Genomic DNA, 15,170 nt, shown 5'->3' on the forward strand with positions numbered 1-15,170 from the left:
ACGGCGTCGAACGGACCGCCCGCCCGCACCCGCACCGAACGACTCGCGCACGCGCGCAGCGTGCAGATGGTCTTCCAGGATCCGTACCTTTCACTCGACCCGCGCATCACCGCAGGGCGTGCGATCGAGGACGCGCTGCGCCTCCATTCGACGCTCTCGTCGCGGGATGCACGCATCCGCGCCCTGACCCTGCTCGACCAGGTCGGACTCGGTGAGAAGCACGCGCAGGCGCAACCGCGCACCCTTTCCGGCGGTCAGCGCCAACGCGTCGCGATCGCCCGTGCCCTCGCGATCGAGCCGGAAGTGCTGGTCATGGACGAAGCGACCAGCGCACTCGACGTCTCGGTGCAGGCACAGGTGCTCGATGTCGTCTCCGAGATCCGGCGCGCACGGCACCTCACCGTGCTGTTCATCAGCCACGACCTCGCTGTCGTGCGACGCGTCTGCGAGAGCACCGTCGTCATGCGGCGCGGCGAGATCGTGGAACGCGGAACGACCGACGCGATCCTGCGCAACCCCCAGCATCCGTATACGCGGCTGCTGATCGACTCGGTCCCGGCCGGGGCGCAGGCGTAGCGCAGCGGCGCGGGAGACCGCGCGGCACCCGCGAAATGTTCGAAAAGTCGGATTCGCGCCGCAGAGCTAGCGGCGCACGGACTTCGTGACGGTGAACTTCGGGTTGCGGGCGACCTGGGTCGTCGGGCCGACGATCCGTTCGAGCGGGCCGCGGTAGCCGAGGTGCGAGTTCCATACCGCCCAGAGTTCGCCGCCCGGCGCGAGCACACGCGCAGCATCGCCGAACAACCTGAGGGCCGCGCCCGCATGCACAGCCGCGCCGATGTGGAACGGCGGATTCACGACGATCAGCTCCGCGCTCCCGTCAGGCTGCGACGACAGCGCGTCATCGCGCACCACTGATACGCGCGCGTCCACGCCGTTGGCGCGCATCGTCTCCCGGGCGGATGCGACGGCAGCCGACGACTGGTCGGTCGCGGTCACCCGGATGCTCGGCCGGGCACGCGCAAGCCACGCCGCGATGACGCCGGTGCCGCATCCGAGGTCGATCGCGCTCGACGCATCCGGTCGCGCCTCCTCCACTACCGTCAGCAGAAACCGCGTGCCGATGTCGACGGAGGTTCCCGCGAACGCCGCGCCGTGTGCGCACACCCACAGTGCGAGCTCTTCGTCGAACTGTCGTCGCGGCCACTCGCCGGCCGCGCCCGCCACAACACCGCCGCCGACCGTCAGCACCCGCGCCTTCTGCCGCGCGAGCCCGGCACGCACACTGACGAACGACCGCTGAAGCACCTCGTTCATGGCTGTGGTCAGGTGTTTCTGCATGCCACCGGCATAGACGGTTACATCCGGATGCGCGTTCCCGGCGATGCATTCCGCGATCTCCTCGAGCGCATCCAGGCTCCGGGGCAGGCGCAGCAGCACGGTGCGCGCATCCCGGACGAGCTCGGGAACCAGATCGAGCGAGCGATACGCATCCGTCATCCCGAACCGCTCCGCGTTCGCCGCGAGAGCGCGCTCGCCGGCCAGCCCATCCTGGTGCACCCGCATGTCCCGCACCCCGAACCGGGCCGCAGCCCCCAGGGTCAGCGCGCCGTAGTTGTCGCCGATGACGACGATCTCGCCCGGAAGCTGCGCCGACTCAGCCGCAGTGTCGAGGAGGAGCCGGTCGGCGGCGTCCGCAGCGAACAGGTTCGGTGCTTCAACATCCGGCCACCGTCGGAGCCCCTCGAACGCGAACTCTCCGGATTCGACCACGCCCTCTTTCCTACCACCTCGAACCACCCTGCTTCGTCGAGCACACGAAAAGTCCGCCTATCCCCGCGGTTCGGGATGCTTTTGCCTGTGCTCGACGAATCAGGAGATGTCGACGTCGATGCTCGACGCGAGGTCGGCGACCGAGGAGCCGACGTGCACGCGGTAGGTGCCGGGTTCCGTGCGCCAGGCGTGGTCATCCACCGACCAGTACTGCAGCGAACGCGGCTCGATGGTGGCGGATGCGGTGACCGACTCGCCGGATTCGGCACGGACGACCGCGTACCCGGCCAGCCAGAGCGCCGGGCGCTCCACCGCCGACTCCGACACGCGCGACAGGTACATCTGGACGACGTGCTTGCCGGCGCGCGAGCCGGTGTTCGTCACCGGGACGGACACGGTGAAGCCGCCGGCAGCATCCGCTGCATCGGCAACCCGGGCCTCGCCCAGTTCCCACGTCGTGTACCCGAGCCCCTGGCCGAATGCGATCGCGGGCGCAGGACCCCCGAGCGCAGCGCGCCGCGCCCACTCGCGGTAGCCGACATTCAGGCCCTCGGTGTAGAACAGCTTCCCGTCGACCGGTTCGACCTGCCACACCGGGACGTCGTCCTCGGCGGCCGCCCAGGTCGTCGGGATGCGCCCACCCGGCTCGCGAACGCCGCTCACGACGTCCGCCAGAGCGTCGCCCATCTCCTGCCCGGGGAACCAGGTCAGCAGCACGGCGGGCGCCTCGTCGATCCACGGCATGATCACGGGGCCACCCGAGTTGACCACGACGACCGTGCGCGGGTTGGCGGCGATCACGCGCCTCACCAGCTCATCCTGACCGGCAGGCAGCCGCAGGTCCGCGCGGTCGAAGCCTTCGGACTCGAGCTGCTCCGTCGTTCCGACGACGACGACCGCCACATCCGACGACGCGGCCAGCGCGACCGCGCGCTCGAGCTCGGCATCGGCCGCGGCGAACGGCTCCTCGTAGCCGAGAGTGAACATCACCGCAGGCACGCCGCCCTGGCGCATCGGCTCGTGAAGCAGCCGCAACTCGACCTGCTGACCGGCTGCCAAGCGCACCGGGAACACCTGTTTCGGCGGGTTCAGGAACGCCATGAACGGATCCGTGCCCTCGGGGAAGAACAATCCGTCGCTCTTGTTCTCGCCGTCGACGTCGAAGCGGAAGGTCCCGAGGCCGGCGAACCCGACCGAGTACTCGCCGCCCTCGGGAGCGGTGAACGTCGCCGTGACTTCGACGACGGCGGTATCCGCGAGCACAGGGTCGCCGAGCCAGGCGAGCCGGCCGCCGACACGGTGCTCGTCGAGCACGACCGAGCCGTCGTCGGCGAGGAACCGCACGTGAACGCCCGGCTCACCCGTCACGGGATCGGTGACGACGGTCGGCTCGAACGGAAGGATCGACTCGGACGCCTTCACCCCCGGCGCGAACCGCACCGAGTCCGCGCCGAACGCGGTCAGGAGACCGGCGAGCGGTGTCACGACGTGGTCGGGGAACACAGTGGCGGAACCGCCGCCCTGGCTGCGCGCGACCTTGGCGTGCTGGCCGATGACCGCGATCGTCTGGCCACCGGCAGTGTCGAGCGGGAGGATTCCGTCGTTGCGGACGAGCACCATCCCGTCGGCGGCCGCCTCACGCAGGAGGGAGGTGACCTCCTCGACAGGCCAGGGCTGTGCGACGGGTGCCGCAGCATCCACATCCCGAAGCGCGCCGAGCCGGCCGGCGAGCCGCAGGATCCGCAGCACTTTCGCATCCACCGCAGCTCCGCCGACCTGTCCGGCGCGGACCGCCTCGACCAGCGCATCCCCCCAGACGCCGTCGGGGCCGGGCATCGCGAGATCCTGAGCCGAATTGCCCGCTGCGACCGTGTCGCGAACGCCCATCCAGTCGGAGACGACGACGCCGTCGAAGCCCCACTCGTCCTTCAGCGGCGACGTGAGCAGGTCGTTCTCGGTCATCGTGACGCCGTTCACCGCGTTGTACGACGACATGACCACCCACGCTCCGCCCTCGGTGACCATCCGTTCGAACGGGGCGAGGTAGACCTCGCGCAGGGTGCGCTCGTCGACAGTCACGTCGACAGTCATCCGCTCGGTCTCGCTGTCGTTGGCGACATAGTGCTTCGGCGTCGCCGCCACGCCACCCGACTGGATGCCCTTCACGAACGCCGTGCCGACCACGCCGGAAAGCCACGGGTCCTCGCTGTACGCCTCGAAGTGACGGCCGCCACGTGGCGAGCGCTGGATGTTCACCGTCGGGCCGAGCGCGACCCCGACACCCTTGCGCCGGGCCTCGGCGGCGATGAGGCGGCCCAGCCGGTGCACGAGGTCGACATCCCAGGATGCGGCGAGCGAGGTCGGCGAGGGAAGGCTCGCCGAACTGTCGCGCTCATCCCAGGCCGCGCCGCGCACACCGGCCGGGCCATCCGACACCATGATCGTCTCGAGGCCGATCTCGGGCTCGTCGTGCAGGGTCCAGAACGTGGCGCCCGTCAGCAGCCGCACCTTCTGCTCCAGCGTGAGCCGGGCGAGGAGGGAGGCGATCGTCGCCTCGTCGCCGGGGGCGCCTGTGGTGGTCACGGGCGAACCGCCTTCGGGGGCTTCGGTGGCTTCGGGCGCTTCGGTGGCGGATGCCGTGGTGGCGGATGCTTCAGGTGTCGCGTTCATGGTTGCCTTGCGTTTAGTGCGTGGATGTGTCGGGACGGGTCAGGATGCAGTGAGCGCGTTGTGCGCTACCTGACCGACTTGATCGGGATGACGGCGAGAGCTCCCAGGATCGCGATGACGATGCCGATCGGGAACAGCGGCGCGTAGCTGTTGCCGAATGCGACCACGATCGCGCCGGCGATTCCGGGGGCGAGGGTCTGCGGCAGGGTGGCTGCGATGTTGAGCACGCCGAGGTCCTTGGCGAAGTCGTTCTTCGACGGGAGCACCTCGCTCATCAGGGCCTGGTCGACACCCTGGTACGCGCCGAAGCCGAGGCCGCTCACGAAAGAGAAGAGCAGCATGCCGGTGAGGGTCGGCATGATGATCGGGAACCCGAGCGAAATGGCGAGGATGAGGCCGGCGACGACGGCGACGATGCGGCGACGACCCAGGCGGTCGGACAGCGGGCCCGCGATCACGGTGGCGATGATGATGCCGACGAGGCTGGTGATGCCGAGGAGCGGGACGACCGTGACGGCCTTGTCGCCCAGACCGATGAAGTCCTGCAGGATGTACAGCTGGTATCCGGTGACCATGAAGTAGCCGCCGAAGAGAAGAAGTCGGCCGGTGAAGCCCCAGAAGAAGTCCGGGTGCTTGCGCGGGCTGACCCAGAACGTCTTGAGGAACGTCGTGAAGTTGAACGGCGGCTTGGGCTCGCCCTTGTTCGACTTGTCCGGGTTGAGCACGACGAAAAGCACGGTCACGACGAGCGCGAAGCCACCGAAGACGAGGTAGCCGGCGGGGATCGCCGTCGCGAACTGTGCACCGACGATCTGGCCACCGAGAGCGCCGAGCATCGAGCCGAGCCCGGCGAAGGCGGAGAAGACGCCACGGGCGGAGTTCGGGACGCGGTCCGGAAGGATCGCGCTCAGCGGACCCTGGGCGAAGTTGTAGACGACCTGCACGATGACCCACGCGATCGCGAGCTGCACCAGTGTGTTCGCTGCGCCCATTCCGATGAGTGCGAGGCCGCCGACCAGCGTGCCACCGACCATCCAGGGTGCGCGGCGGCCGAACTTGCTGCGGGTGCGGTCGGAGACGAGACCGGCGATCGGCTGCGCGAGCATGGCCGCGAAGGCGCCGACGGTAGCGATGACAGCGAGTGCGCCCGCCTTGCCGGCGTCACCGGTGATGCCCTGGACCTGCAAGGGAAGGAGGATGCCGGGCACGGCGCCCCAGATGAGGAAGATGCCGATGTTGGCGACGAGGGTCGACCACATGAGCTTGCGGAGGCCGGGGATGCGGACCTCCTTGCCGCCGACCGCCTCAGCGGGAGAGGCGGTGAAGTTCGGAGCTTCGACGGTGCCGGCGAGGGCTGTGGCGATGATCGGCTCCGCGGTCGGGCTGGATTCGCCCGACGGCGTCGTGGACTGCGTTGTCACGGTTGGGGGTCCTTTCAGCGCAGGCGACGATGCCTGCTAACTCGCGTAACCATACGCGCTGTCTCCTCCGAATACAACCCACTACTCGGTTTTTGTTTACGCGCGTTAGCAATGCAAGCTTTTTATCAATCTAGACTGTGTCCTGCCATGTTCACGCCACAGGTCGTCAAAGCACCGACGAGCAGCGACGTCGCCCTCGCCGCCGGGGTGTCGCGCGCGACCGTGTCGTTCGTGCTCAACGACAAACCCAACTCGCGGGTGTCTGATGACACCCGGCACCGCGTGCTCGAAGCCGCCCGGCTCCTCGGCTACACCCCCAACTCTGCGGCTCGCTCCCTGGCGAGCGGCGAACTCGCCTCCGGCTTCCTCATCCCCCAGCCCGCCCGCGACTACGGCGCGGCCGTCGACCGGGCATTCGAGCGGGTCCTTACCGAGACAGCGGACGACGGAACGGACGCCGTCTGGTACACCGACCGCGAGCAGACGGGTATCGAGGCAGCGCACCTGTGGGCCAAATACCGCCCGGAAGCCGTACTGGCCGAAGCGGAACGGTGCGACGAGGCGGCGACCGAAGTGCTGCGGCTCGCGGGAGTGCGGGCGCTCGTCGTGTACGGGAGCGCATCCGTCGACTACGCACCGTCCCTGGCGGTGCCGCAGGAACCGTTCGGGCGCCTCGCGGCCGAACACCTTCTCACCCTCGGGCATCGCCGGCTCGCGTTCCTGCTGCCGACCGCGGATCGTGCGCTCGCGAGCGCACGCGAACGTCTCCGCGGGGCGGCGGATGCGGCGAGCGCGGCAGGCGCGACCCTCACCGTTGCGAACGCCGCCGGCACCGCCGCGTCGTTGCGCGACTGGGCCCACGGCTGGCGTTTCGACCCGGCGGCGCCGACCGGGATCATCGCGGCGGACGACCGGCTCGCGATGGCGGCGATCCGTGCACTGACGGATGCGGGTGTGCGGGTGCCGGCCGACGCATCCGTCATCGGGGCCGACGACCACCCACCTGCCGCCGAGTTCATCCCGCGCCTGACGACGGTGTCGTTCCCGTCGGCGGTGCTCGCCGAGGCGTTGCTCGACGCGTTCGCGCGGATGCGCTCCGGGACGCGCGTCGACCGGGTGCGCCTACCCGAGTTGGCGGTCATCCCCCGCGAGTCGACCGCGCCGCCCGTCGCGCGCCCCTAGGTCGCCGCGCCCGCAGGTCGCGCGCCCGAGGTCGCGCGCACGGGTCGCCAATCCTTTGGCAACCAATCACGCCAGGGTGTCACCTTTTGGCAACCAATCGCGCGTCGCCCGCTCCACCGATACCCGCCGCAAGATTGGTCGCCAAAAGTTTGGCGACCAACCCTCGCCGGGACCCGTTTTCTGGCAACCAATCGCAGCTCCGGCGGGTGCCTCATCGATTCGATGCCACCCAATTCGGTTCGCAGAACGGCGGTGTCCGGCGAGGACGGCCGCGCCCGCACCGCAGCGACCCTATGCGGCGACCGCCGCGCGCGCCCCGACGAACGCGTCGACGCAGCGACGGACCTCGTCTTCGGTGTGCGCCGCCGACAACTGCACGCGGATGCGGGCCAGCCCGCGCGGCACCACCGGGAACGAGAACGCCGTCACATACACCCCGCGCCGCTGCATCTCGTCGGCGATGCGGGCGGTGAGTGCCGCATCCCCGAACATGACGGGGACGATCGGATGCTCGCCCGGCAGCAGGTCGAACCCGGCATCCGTCATCAAAGTCCGGAACAGTGCTGCGTTCGCCCGCAACCTGTCGCGCAGATCGCCGGACTGCTCGAGCAGGTCGAGCACGGCGAGGGTCCCGGCGACGATCGACGGCGCGAGCGTGTTCGAGAACAGGTACGGCCGTGCGCGCTGGCGCAGCAGGTCCACGATCTCCTGCCGCGACGAAACATAGCCGCCGGATGCGCCGCCCAGGGCCTTGCCGAACGTTCCGGTGTAGATGTCGACCCGGTCGGCGACCCCGCAGAACTCGGGAGTCCCGCGGCCGTGTGCGCCGACGAATCCGACCGCGTGCGAGTCGTCCACGAACACGAGTGCGCCGAACTCGTCGGCCAGGTCGCAGATCTCGGCGAGCGGTGCGATGTAGCCGTCCATCGAGAACACGCCGTCGGTCACGATGACGCGGAACCGCGCATCCGCCGCCGCCTCGAGCTGCGCACGCAGGTCGGCCATGTCACGGTTGCGGTATCGCAGCCGCTGCGCCTTGGAGAGACGGATCCCGTCGATGATCGACGCGTGGTTGAGCTCGTCGGAGATGATCGCGTCCTCAGCGGTGAACAGCGTCTCGAAGACACCGCCGTTGGCGTCGAAGCACGACGAGAACAGGATGGTCGCCTCGGTGCCGAGGAACTGCGACACCCGGCGCTCCAGCTCCAGGTGCTGCTCCTGGGTCCCGCAGATGAAACGCACACTCGCGAGACCGTAACCCCACTCGTCGAGCGCACTCTTCGCGGCATCCCGAAGCGACGGATGATCGGCGAGCCCCAGGTAATTGTTGGCGCAGAAGTTGAGCACCTCCGCGCCGTCGGCGACGATCAGCGCCTGCTGCGGCCCGTGGATGCTGCGCTCACGCTTCGTGAGCCCCGCCTCATCGATCTCGGCGAGTTGGCCTGCAACGTGTTCCCGAAACGTTCCGTACATCAGAGTTCCGTCCAATCGAGGATGACTTTGCCGCCGTGTGCCGATGCTGCTGCGGCGAACCCGTCTTCCCAGCGGCTCGCCGGGAACCGGTCGGAGACGATCGAGGCGATCGCGGTGCGCAGCGTCGCGCTGGTCTGCAGCATCGCGCCCATCGCGTTCCAGGTCTCGAACATCTCACGACCGTAGATGCCCTTGAGGGTGAGCATGTGGGTGACCACGATTCCCCAGTCGACGGCGATCTGGGTCGACGGCAGGCCGAGCATCGCGATCCGTCCGCCGTGGTTCATGTTCTCGATCATCTGCGGCAGCGCGGTCGGGGCGCCGCTCATCTCGAACCCGACGTCGAAGCCTTCGCGCATGCCGAGCGCGGTCTGCGCATCCCGGATGGTCGCGTTGCGCACATCGACGGTGAAATCGGCGCCCATCCCTTCGGCGAGCGCCAGCCGGTCGGGGCTGATGTCGGTTCCGACGATGAACCGGGCACCCACGTGACGGGCGACCGCGATCGCCATCAGGCCGATCGGTCCGCAACCGGCGACCAGCACATCCTCACCCACCACCGGGAACGCGAGAGCGGTGTGCACCGCGTTGCCGAGCGGATCGAAGAGCGCACCGACGTCGGGCTCGATCGAGGAGTGATGCACCCACGCGTTGGTCGCAGGCAGCGTGAGGTATTCGGCGAAGGCGCCGTTGCGCTGCACGCCCAGGCCCTGGGTGCGGATACACATCTGCCGGCGTCCGGCGCGGCAGTTGCGACACGTGCCGCAGACGATGTGGCCCTCGCCGGAGACCAGGTCGCCGACGGCGACGTCGTGCACCAGCGGGCCGACCTCGACGACCTCGCCGAAGAACTCGTGCCCGGGGATCAGCGGAGCTTTGACGGCCGAGGCCGCCCAGTCGTCCCAGCGGAGAATGTGCAGGTCAGTCCCGCAGATACCGGTGCGCAGCACGCGGACCTTGACATCCTCCGGCCCGGTCTCGGGCTCGGGAACGTCGATCAGTTCGAGGCCTGCTGCAGCCTCGGCTTTGTAAAGGGCCTTCATCGCCACCTTCTCGCTTCGTCGTGTGAAGTGTCGTGCATCAGGGCTCTTGTGGAGCCCGCTTCACTCTACGACGACTCACGGATGCTCGCCGCACGCATTACGCGCCCCGCCCCACCCACCCCGCCCCACCCCGCTCCGTCGAGTGGATCGGGAGGAGGAGCTCAGTCGCGGTCGAGGGGGCGCCAGACGACGATCTGGTTGCTGCGACGCATCCGCGTACCGGCGCGCAGCGAGATGACTTCGCCGGCCGAACCCGCGGCGAACACGCGGCGCCCGGGGCGGTTGAGCAGTTCATCCGACAGCGCAGCCTCGAGTTCGCGGATGCGCCCCGTGAGAGCGCCCACCTGGTCTTCGAGTTCGAGGATCCGGCGGATGCCCTCCAGGCTCACGCCTTCGGCTCCCAGCCGCGAGATCTCCTGCAGTTTCGCAACGTCGCGCATCGAGTACCGACGGGATTTGCCTGGCGTGCGCGACGGGCTCACGAGCCCGAGCCGGTCGTACTGACGAAGCGTCTGAGGGTGCATCCCGGCCAGTTCGGCCGCGACGGAGATGACGAAGACCTGAGTGTGCTCGTCGATGTTGGCCATGTCAGCCTCGCGACCTCGCGAGCAGGTCGTCGCGCGGGTTCTCGTCGGGCAGTTTCTCGACGAAGCCGCGCAGGGCCTCCTCGGCGTCGGCCGACAGGTGCGACGGCACGGCGATCTGGACGACCGCCAGCAGGTCACCGGTGCCCTTCGGAGTCTGCACTCCGCGACCCTTCACGCGCAACACGCGTCCGCTCGGGGTCCCCGGTGCCACCCGCAGCTTGACCGGCTCGCCGCCGAGCGTGGGAACCTCGATGGTCGCACCGAGCGCCGCCTCGGCGAACGTCACGGGAACGGTCACGCGGAGGTTGAGCCCTTCGCGTTCGAAGACAGGATGCTTGCGGACGGTCACGGTGAGAACGATATCGCCCGACTCGCCGCCGTCGGGACTCGGCTGCCCTTTGCCGCGCAGCTTGATCTTCTGGCCGTCTGCGACGCCGGCGGGGATCTTGACCTTGATCGGCTTGCCGTCGGCGGCCTGGAGGGTGATCGTCTCGCCGCGGGTCGCGGTGATGAAGTCGATGGTCGTCGTGGCGGTCACGTCGCGGCCTCGCGTCGGTCCGCCGTAGCCGCGGAACCCGCCGGTGGTAGAACCGAACCGGCCGTCGCCGAACATGCTGCCGAAGATGTCGTCGAACTGGCCGCCCTGCTGGGTGGTGTACCCGCGCTGGCCGCCCTGCCCGAACATCCCGCCGAAGACGTCGTCGAAGCCGCCCTGCCCGGCCGAACCGGGAGCCGTGAAGCGGGCGCCGGAACCCATGGCCCGGATCTGGTCGTACTCCTTGCGCTGCTCCTCGTCGCTCAGCACCGAATACGCTTCGCTGATCTCCTTGAACTTCGCCTCAGAGGCGGCGTCGCCCGGGTTCGAGTCCGGATGGTATTTGCGTGCGAGCTTGCGGTACGTCTTCTTGAGTTCGGCCGCGCTGACGTCCTTGGAGACGCCCAGGACCTTGTAGAAGTCCTTGTCGAACCAGTCCTGGCTTGCCATGGCGCCTCCTCTCCCTCTTATCTAACCGTGCGCAATTCGAGAAAGTCTGTTTTCTGACGCGAAAAGCGTCACGTCTGCCCCACCGCCCGGTGCTCTCCCGAATTGCGAAGGAGGAGCGGGCGGATGGGGCAGACGGATGCTGCTAGTGCTGCGGAACGGAGACGACGACCTTCGCCACCCGCACCAGGGTGGAGCCGACCAGGTAGCCGGTCTCCACGACATCGGCGACGGTGTCCGTCTCGACGTCGGGGCTCGGCTGCTGGAAGATCGCCTCGTGGATCTGCGGGTCGAACGGGTCGCCTGCCGCACCGAACGGCTTCACACCGAGGCGCTCCACCGACGTGCGCAGCTTCGCCGCGATGGTCGCGAAGGCGGTGCCCTCCTCGAGGTCGCCGTGCTTCTCGGCGCGGTCGAGGTCGTCGAGCACGGGCAGGAGACCCTTGACGGTCTCGCCGACGGCGCGCTCGCGCTCGATCTCGCGGTTGGCCTCGGTGCGCTTGCGGTAGTTCGCGTATTCGGCGGTCACCCGCTGGAGGTCGGCGAGCCGCTCGGCGGCCAGCTGGTCCGACGTCGCCTGACCGCTCAGCACATCCAGGTCGTCGTCCGAGAGGAAGACACCGAACTCGTCGCTGTCGGCCGGGCCGACGTCGACCAGCTCCTCATGGGCCAGGTCGGGGCCGGAGGCGTCAGCCTCCGACCCGCCCTCCGGGTGCCGAACCTTTCCGGTCTCGGGATCGATCCGCCGCTTGTCGCGGATGACCGGCTCCTCGTGTTCGTCGGGCTGGTCCCCCGCGGGACCTTTCGGCGTCTGGGCCATGACTACTTGGTCTCCTCGTCTTCGACCACCTCGGCGTCGACGACGTCCTCATCGGAGTTCGTCTCGGCCTCGGGCTCCTCTGCAGGAGCGGCCTCCTGGGCCTGGCTCGACGCGTAGATCGCCTCGCCCAGCTTCTGCTGGCTGGAGTTCAACTTGTCGTACGCCGTCTTCACCGCGTCTTCGTCGTCTCCGGCGAGAGCGGACTTCAGTGCGTCGACGTCGCCCTGGACCTCGTTCTTGACGTCCTCGGGCAGCTTGTCGTCGTTGTCCTTGATCAGCTTCTCGATCGAGTAGGCGAGCTGCTCGGCGGTGTTGCGGGTCTCGGCGGTCTCACGACGCTTCTTGTCCTCGGCGGCGTGCTCCTCGGCCTCGCGCACCATGCGCTCGATGTCGTCCTTCGGCAGCGACGAGCCGCCGGTGATCGTCATCGACTGCTCCTTGCCGGTGCCCTTGTCCTTGGCGGATACGTGCACGATGCCGTTGGCGTCGATGTCGAAGGTGACCTCGACCTGCGGGATGCCGCGGGGCGCCGGCGCGATGCCTGTCAGCTCGAAGGTACCCAGCGGCTTGTTGTCGCGGGTGAACTCGCGCTCGCCCTGGAAGACCTGGATGGCGACGGACGGCTGGTTGTCGTCGGCCGTGGTGAAGGTCTCGCTGCGCTTGGTCGGGATAGCCGTGTTGCGCTCGATGAGCTTGGTCATGATGCCGCCCTTGGTCTCGATTCCGAGACTCAGCGGGGTGACGTCGATGAGCAGCACGTCCTTGCGCTCACCCTTGAGGACGCCGGCCTGGAGGGCTGCGCCGACGGCGACGACCTCGTCCGGGTTGACGCCCTTGTTGGGCTCCTTGCCGCCGGTCTCCTGCTTGACCAGGTCGCTGACCGCGGGCATGCGGGTCGAACCGCCGACGAGCACGACGTGTGCGATGTCGGACACCTTGATGCCGGCTTCGCGGATGACGTCTGCGAACGGCTTCTTGGTGCGGTCGAGGAGGTCGCTGGTCATCTGCTCGAACTGGGCGCGGGTCAGCGTCTCGTCGAGGTTGGCCGGGCCGTTCTCGGTGAGCGAGAGGTAGGGCAGCTGGATGCTCGTCGACATGCTGCTCGACAGCTCCTTCTTGGCCTGCTCGGACGCCTCCTTCAGGCGCTGGAGCGCGATCTTGTCCTTGGAGACGTCCACGCCGGTGGTCTCCTTGAACTTCTTGATCAGGTGTTCGACGATGCGCTGGTCCCAGTCGTCGCCGCCGAGGCGGTTGTCACCCGCGGTCGAACGCACCTGGATGGTCGAGAAGTCGTCGTCCTTGCCCACCTCGAGGAGGGAGACGTCGAAGGTTCCACCACCGAGGTCGAAGACGAGGATGAGCTCGTCTTCCTTGCCCTTGTCGAGGCCGTAGGCGAGGGCGGCCGCGGTCGGCTCGTTGATGATGCGCAGCACGTTGAGGCCCGCGATCTCACCGGCCTCCTTGGTGGCCTGGCGCTCGGCGTCGTTGAAGTATGCCGGAACGGTGATGACCGCATCCGTCACGGTGTCGCCCAGGTACTGCTCGGCGTCGCGCTTGAGCTTGCCGAGGATGCGTGCCGAGATCTCCTGCGGCGTGTACTTCTTGCCGTCGATCTCGACCTTCCAGTCGGTGCCCATGTGGCGCTTGACGGATGCGATGGTGCGGTCGACGTTGGTGACGGCCTGGCGCTTCGCGGTCTCGCCGACGAGCACCTCGCCGTCTTTGGTGAAGGCGACCACGGATGGGGTGGTGCGGAATCCCTCTGCGTTGGCGATGACGGTGGGCTCTCCACCTTCGAGCACCGAGACCACGGAGTTCGTGGTTCCGAGGTCGATACCTACTGCACGTGACATATCTGTTTTCTCTCCTTTGTTGCCGGCTTGTCGCCTTGTGAAAGTCGTGGGCCAAGAGTTGAGTCCTGACGACTCAAGCCTGACAGCCGGTCGAAGTGATGTCAAGTCGAGCGTGCAAAACTTGAGTGTACTTGACTCAACTTCGGGAAGACTCACAGAATTCCCGGTCCGGGGCGCAAAAGGATCGGCCCGCCTGGGTGCAGGCGGGCCGATCGGATGGTGCGGTTGCGATCCGGGGGGAGATCAGCCGTCCGCACCCGCCGGGGTGGAGGTGGTGGTGAACCCTTCCAGCTTGTTCGCCGCCTGGGCGTACTTGTTGGTGAAGGTGTCGCCGAGGGTGACGCTGGACGTGTCGACGCCGATCGCCTTCTCCATGTCGAGGATCGTCTTGGGTCCGCCTGCGGGCATGATGCCGTCAGGCAGGAACTGACCCTTGTCGGTGTTCAGGCCGTCGATGTACTGCTGCTTGGTGATCGTGGCGTTCTGCACGTACTCCGGTGGGAGCTTGTTCGCGATGTCCGCCGCAGAGTGCGTGTCGATCCAGTGCATGGTGGCCACCAGAGCATCCACGACCTTCTGCACGGCATCCTCGTGGGACTTCACCCAGTCGGTCTTCGCCAGCACGCCCGCCGCCGGCCAGTCGCTGCCGAGCGCCTTGGTCGCACCCTCAGCCGTGGCGAGGTCGACCGCGGTGTAGGCGAGGTTCTTGCTGGTCAGCGCGCCGACTGTCGGCTGCGTTGTCATGACGCAGGCGGCCGACCCGCGCTGGATGGCGGCGATCGCGGTCGATCCGGCGCCCACCGCGAGGGTGTGGTAGCCGGACTTCGCGATGCCCTGCGTGTGAGCGAGGAACTGGGTCAGCGAATCCGTGCCCGAACCGAGGTCGGTGACGCCGAGGGTCTTGCCCTTGAAGTCCGCTGCCGAGTGCACGCCGCTCTTGTTGCCGCACATCTCACGCTCGCCCGGGGCGCCCGAGAGCTGGACGACGTCGATGACGTCCTTGCCCTTCGACTTGAAGTCGATCGTGTGGTTGTACCACGCGCCGGCCATGTCGACCTGACCCGAGGCCATCGCATCCTCAGCGCCGACGCCGCCGTTCTGCTCGGTCGACAGCTCCATGTTCACGCCGTACTTCTTGTAGAAGCCGAGTCTCGCCGCGAGCTCATACGGCAGGTAGATCTGCTTGTCGATGCCACCGACCATCATCTTGACGGTGGGGACGGAGGCTGCGGTGTTGCCGGCGGCTGCATTGCCGCCCGGCGTCCCGCTGCTGCAGGCCGCGAGGCTGAGCATCAGTGCTCCGGCCGCAGCGACTGCGCTGATCGTGCGCTTCTTCATGTGAATGCGTTTCCTTTCGTGTGCGCCG

At 68.1% G+C, this 15,170-nt stretch carries 12 protein-coding genes and 1 pseudogene; 3 read left to right on the forward strand and 10 right to left on the reverse strand.

All coding sequences use genetic code 11. The features are described from left to right. Positions 1–66: 66 nt before the first annotated feature. A pseudogene (locus tag AAYO93_RS16890) lies at positions 67–270 on the forward strand (ABC transporter ATP-binding protein); the annotation flags it as partial. A 42-nt stretch (positions 271–312) separates the two neighbouring features. Further along, positions 313–576 carry an ABC transporter ATP-binding protein gene (locus tag AAYO93_RS16895; protein WP_345764910.1) on the forward strand — a complete coding sequence of 88 codons (264 nt, stop codon included), beginning with the start codon at positions 313–315 and terminating at the stop codon, positions 574–576. Positions 577–642: 66 nt separating this feature from the next. Here AAYO93_RS16895 and AAYO93_RS16900 read toward each other — a convergent pair whose 3' ends face one another. From AAYO93_RS16900 to AAYO93_RS16910, 3 genes are all read right to left on the reverse strand, one after another. Then, the gene (locus AAYO93_RS16900) at positions 643–1,773 is read right to left on the reverse strand and encodes a class I SAM-dependent methyltransferase (RefSeq protein WP_345762336.1); all 1,131 of its coding nucleotides are present in this window, start codon (positions 1,771–1,773) and stop codon (positions 643–645) included. Positions 1,774–1,872: 99 nt separating this feature from the next. Continuing rightward, entirely contained in the window at positions 1,873–4,443 is a 2,571-nt protein-coding gene (locus AAYO93_RS16905; protein ID WP_345762337.1) for a beta-glucosidase family protein, read from the reverse strand. A gap of 65 nt (positions 4,444–4,508) precedes the next feature. Then, positions 4,509–5,864: an MFS transporter gene (locus AAYO93_RS16910; RefSeq protein ID WP_345762338.1), complete on the reverse strand. Its 1,356-nt coding sequence runs from the start codon at positions 5,862–5,864 to the stop codon at positions 4,509–4,511. Between the two features lie 147 nt (positions 5,865–6,011). Between AAYO93_RS16910 and AAYO93_RS16915 the strand changes: the two genes are divergently transcribed. Continuing rightward, on the forward strand, positions 6,012–7,046 hold the full coding sequence (locus tag AAYO93_RS16915; RefSeq protein WP_345762339.1) for a LacI family DNA-binding transcriptional regulator: 1,035 nt from the start codon (positions 6,012–6,014) through the stop codon (positions 7,044–7,046). A 291-nt stretch (positions 7,047–7,337) separates the two neighbouring features. Here the strand turns inward: AAYO93_RS16915 and AAYO93_RS16920 are convergent, their stop codons facing one another. The 7 genes from AAYO93_RS16920 to AAYO93_RS16950 form a co-directional block, all read right to left on the reverse strand. Then, positions 7,338–8,519 carry a glycine C-acetyltransferase gene (locus tag AAYO93_RS16920; RefSeq protein WP_345762340.1) on the reverse strand — a complete coding sequence of 394 codons (1,182 nt, stop codon included), beginning with the start codon at positions 8,517–8,519 and terminating at the stop codon, positions 7,338–7,340. Next, positions 8,519–9,562 (reverse strand): L-threonine 3-dehydrogenase, encoded by a 1,044-nt coding sequence (gene tdh / locus AAYO93_RS16925; protein WP_345762085.1) that lies wholly within the window; start codon positions 9,560–9,562, stop codon positions 8,519–8,521. Before tdh ends, AAYO93_RS16920 begins: the two co-directional genes overlap by 1 nt. Before the next feature lie 161 nt (positions 9,563–9,723). Next, entirely contained in the window at positions 9,724–10,140 is a 417-nt protein-coding gene (locus tag AAYO93_RS16930; RefSeq protein WP_434056692.1) for a heat shock protein transcriptional repressor HspR, read from the reverse strand. A 10-nt stretch (positions 10,141–10,150) separates the two neighbouring features. Beyond that, positions 10,151–11,134: a DnaJ C-terminal domain-containing protein gene (locus AAYO93_RS16935; protein WP_345762342.1), complete on the reverse strand. Its 984-nt coding sequence runs from the start codon at positions 11,132–11,134 to the stop codon at positions 10,151–10,153. 142 nt (positions 11,135–11,276) lie between these two features. Continuing rightward, entirely contained in the window at positions 11,277–11,951 is a 675-nt protein-coding gene (locus tag AAYO93_RS16940) for a nucleotide exchange factor GrpE (RefSeq protein WP_345762343.1), read from the reverse strand. Positions 11,952–11,953: 2 nt separating this feature from the next. Further along, complete coding sequence (gene dnaK, locus AAYO93_RS16945) at positions 11,954–13,804, reverse strand: molecular chaperone DnaK (RefSeq protein WP_345762344.1); 1,851 nt, start codon at positions 13,802–13,804, stop codon at positions 11,954–11,956. Positions 13,805–14,047: 243 nt separating this feature from the next. Beyond that, positions 14,048–15,142 carry an ABC transporter substrate-binding protein gene (locus tag AAYO93_RS16950; protein ID WP_345762345.1) on the reverse strand — a complete coding sequence of 365 codons (1,095 nt, stop codon included), beginning with the start codon at positions 15,140–15,142 and terminating at the stop codon, positions 14,048–14,050. Positions 15,143–15,170 lie beyond the last annotated feature (28 nt).

The organism is Diaminobutyricibacter sp. McL0608 (genome assembly GCF_039613825.1).
In the GTDB taxonomy this organism is placed as follows: domain Bacteria; phylum Actinomycetota; class Actinomycetes; order Actinomycetales; family Microbacteriaceae; genus Diaminobutyricibacter.

What these genes read in the sequence shown, in the direction of transcription:
- AAYO93_RS16920 (WP_345762340.1), bottom strand. Translation starts at nt 8,519, where the DNA reads ATGTACGGAACGTTTCGGGAACACGTTGCAGGCCAACTCGCCGAGATC.
- dnaK (WP_345762344.1), bottom strand. Translation starts at nt 13,804, where the DNA reads ATGTCACGTGCAGTAGGTATCGACCTCGGAACCACGAACTCCGTGGTC.
- tdh (WP_345762085.1), bottom strand. Translation starts at nt 9,562, where the DNA reads ATGAAGGCCCTTTACAAAGCCGAGGCTGCAGCAGGCCTCGAACTGATC.
- AAYO93_RS16940 (WP_345762343.1), bottom strand. Translation starts at nt 11,951, where the DNA reads ATGGCCCAGACGCCGAAAGGTCCCGCGGGGGACCAGCCCGACGAACAC.
- AAYO93_RS16905 (WP_345762337.1), bottom strand. Translation starts at nt 4,443, where the DNA reads ATGAACGCGACACCTGAAGCATCCGCCACCACGGCATCCGCCACCGAA.
- AAYO93_RS16935 (WP_345762342.1), bottom strand. Translation starts at nt 11,134, where the DNA reads ATGGCAAGCCAGGACTGGTTCGACAAGGACTTCTACAAGGTCCTGGGC.
- AAYO93_RS16895 (WP_345764910.1), top strand. Translation starts at nt 313, where the DNA reads ATGGACGAAGCGACCAGCGCACTCGACGTCTCGGTGCAGGCACAGGTG.
- AAYO93_RS16950 (WP_345762345.1), bottom strand. Translation starts at nt 15,142, where the DNA reads ATGAAGAAGCGCACGATCAGCGCAGTCGCTGCGGCCGGAGCACTGATG.
- AAYO93_RS16915 (WP_345762339.1), top strand. Translation starts at nt 6,012, where the DNA reads ATGTTCACGCCACAGGTCGTCAAAGCACCGACGAGCAGCGACGTCGCC.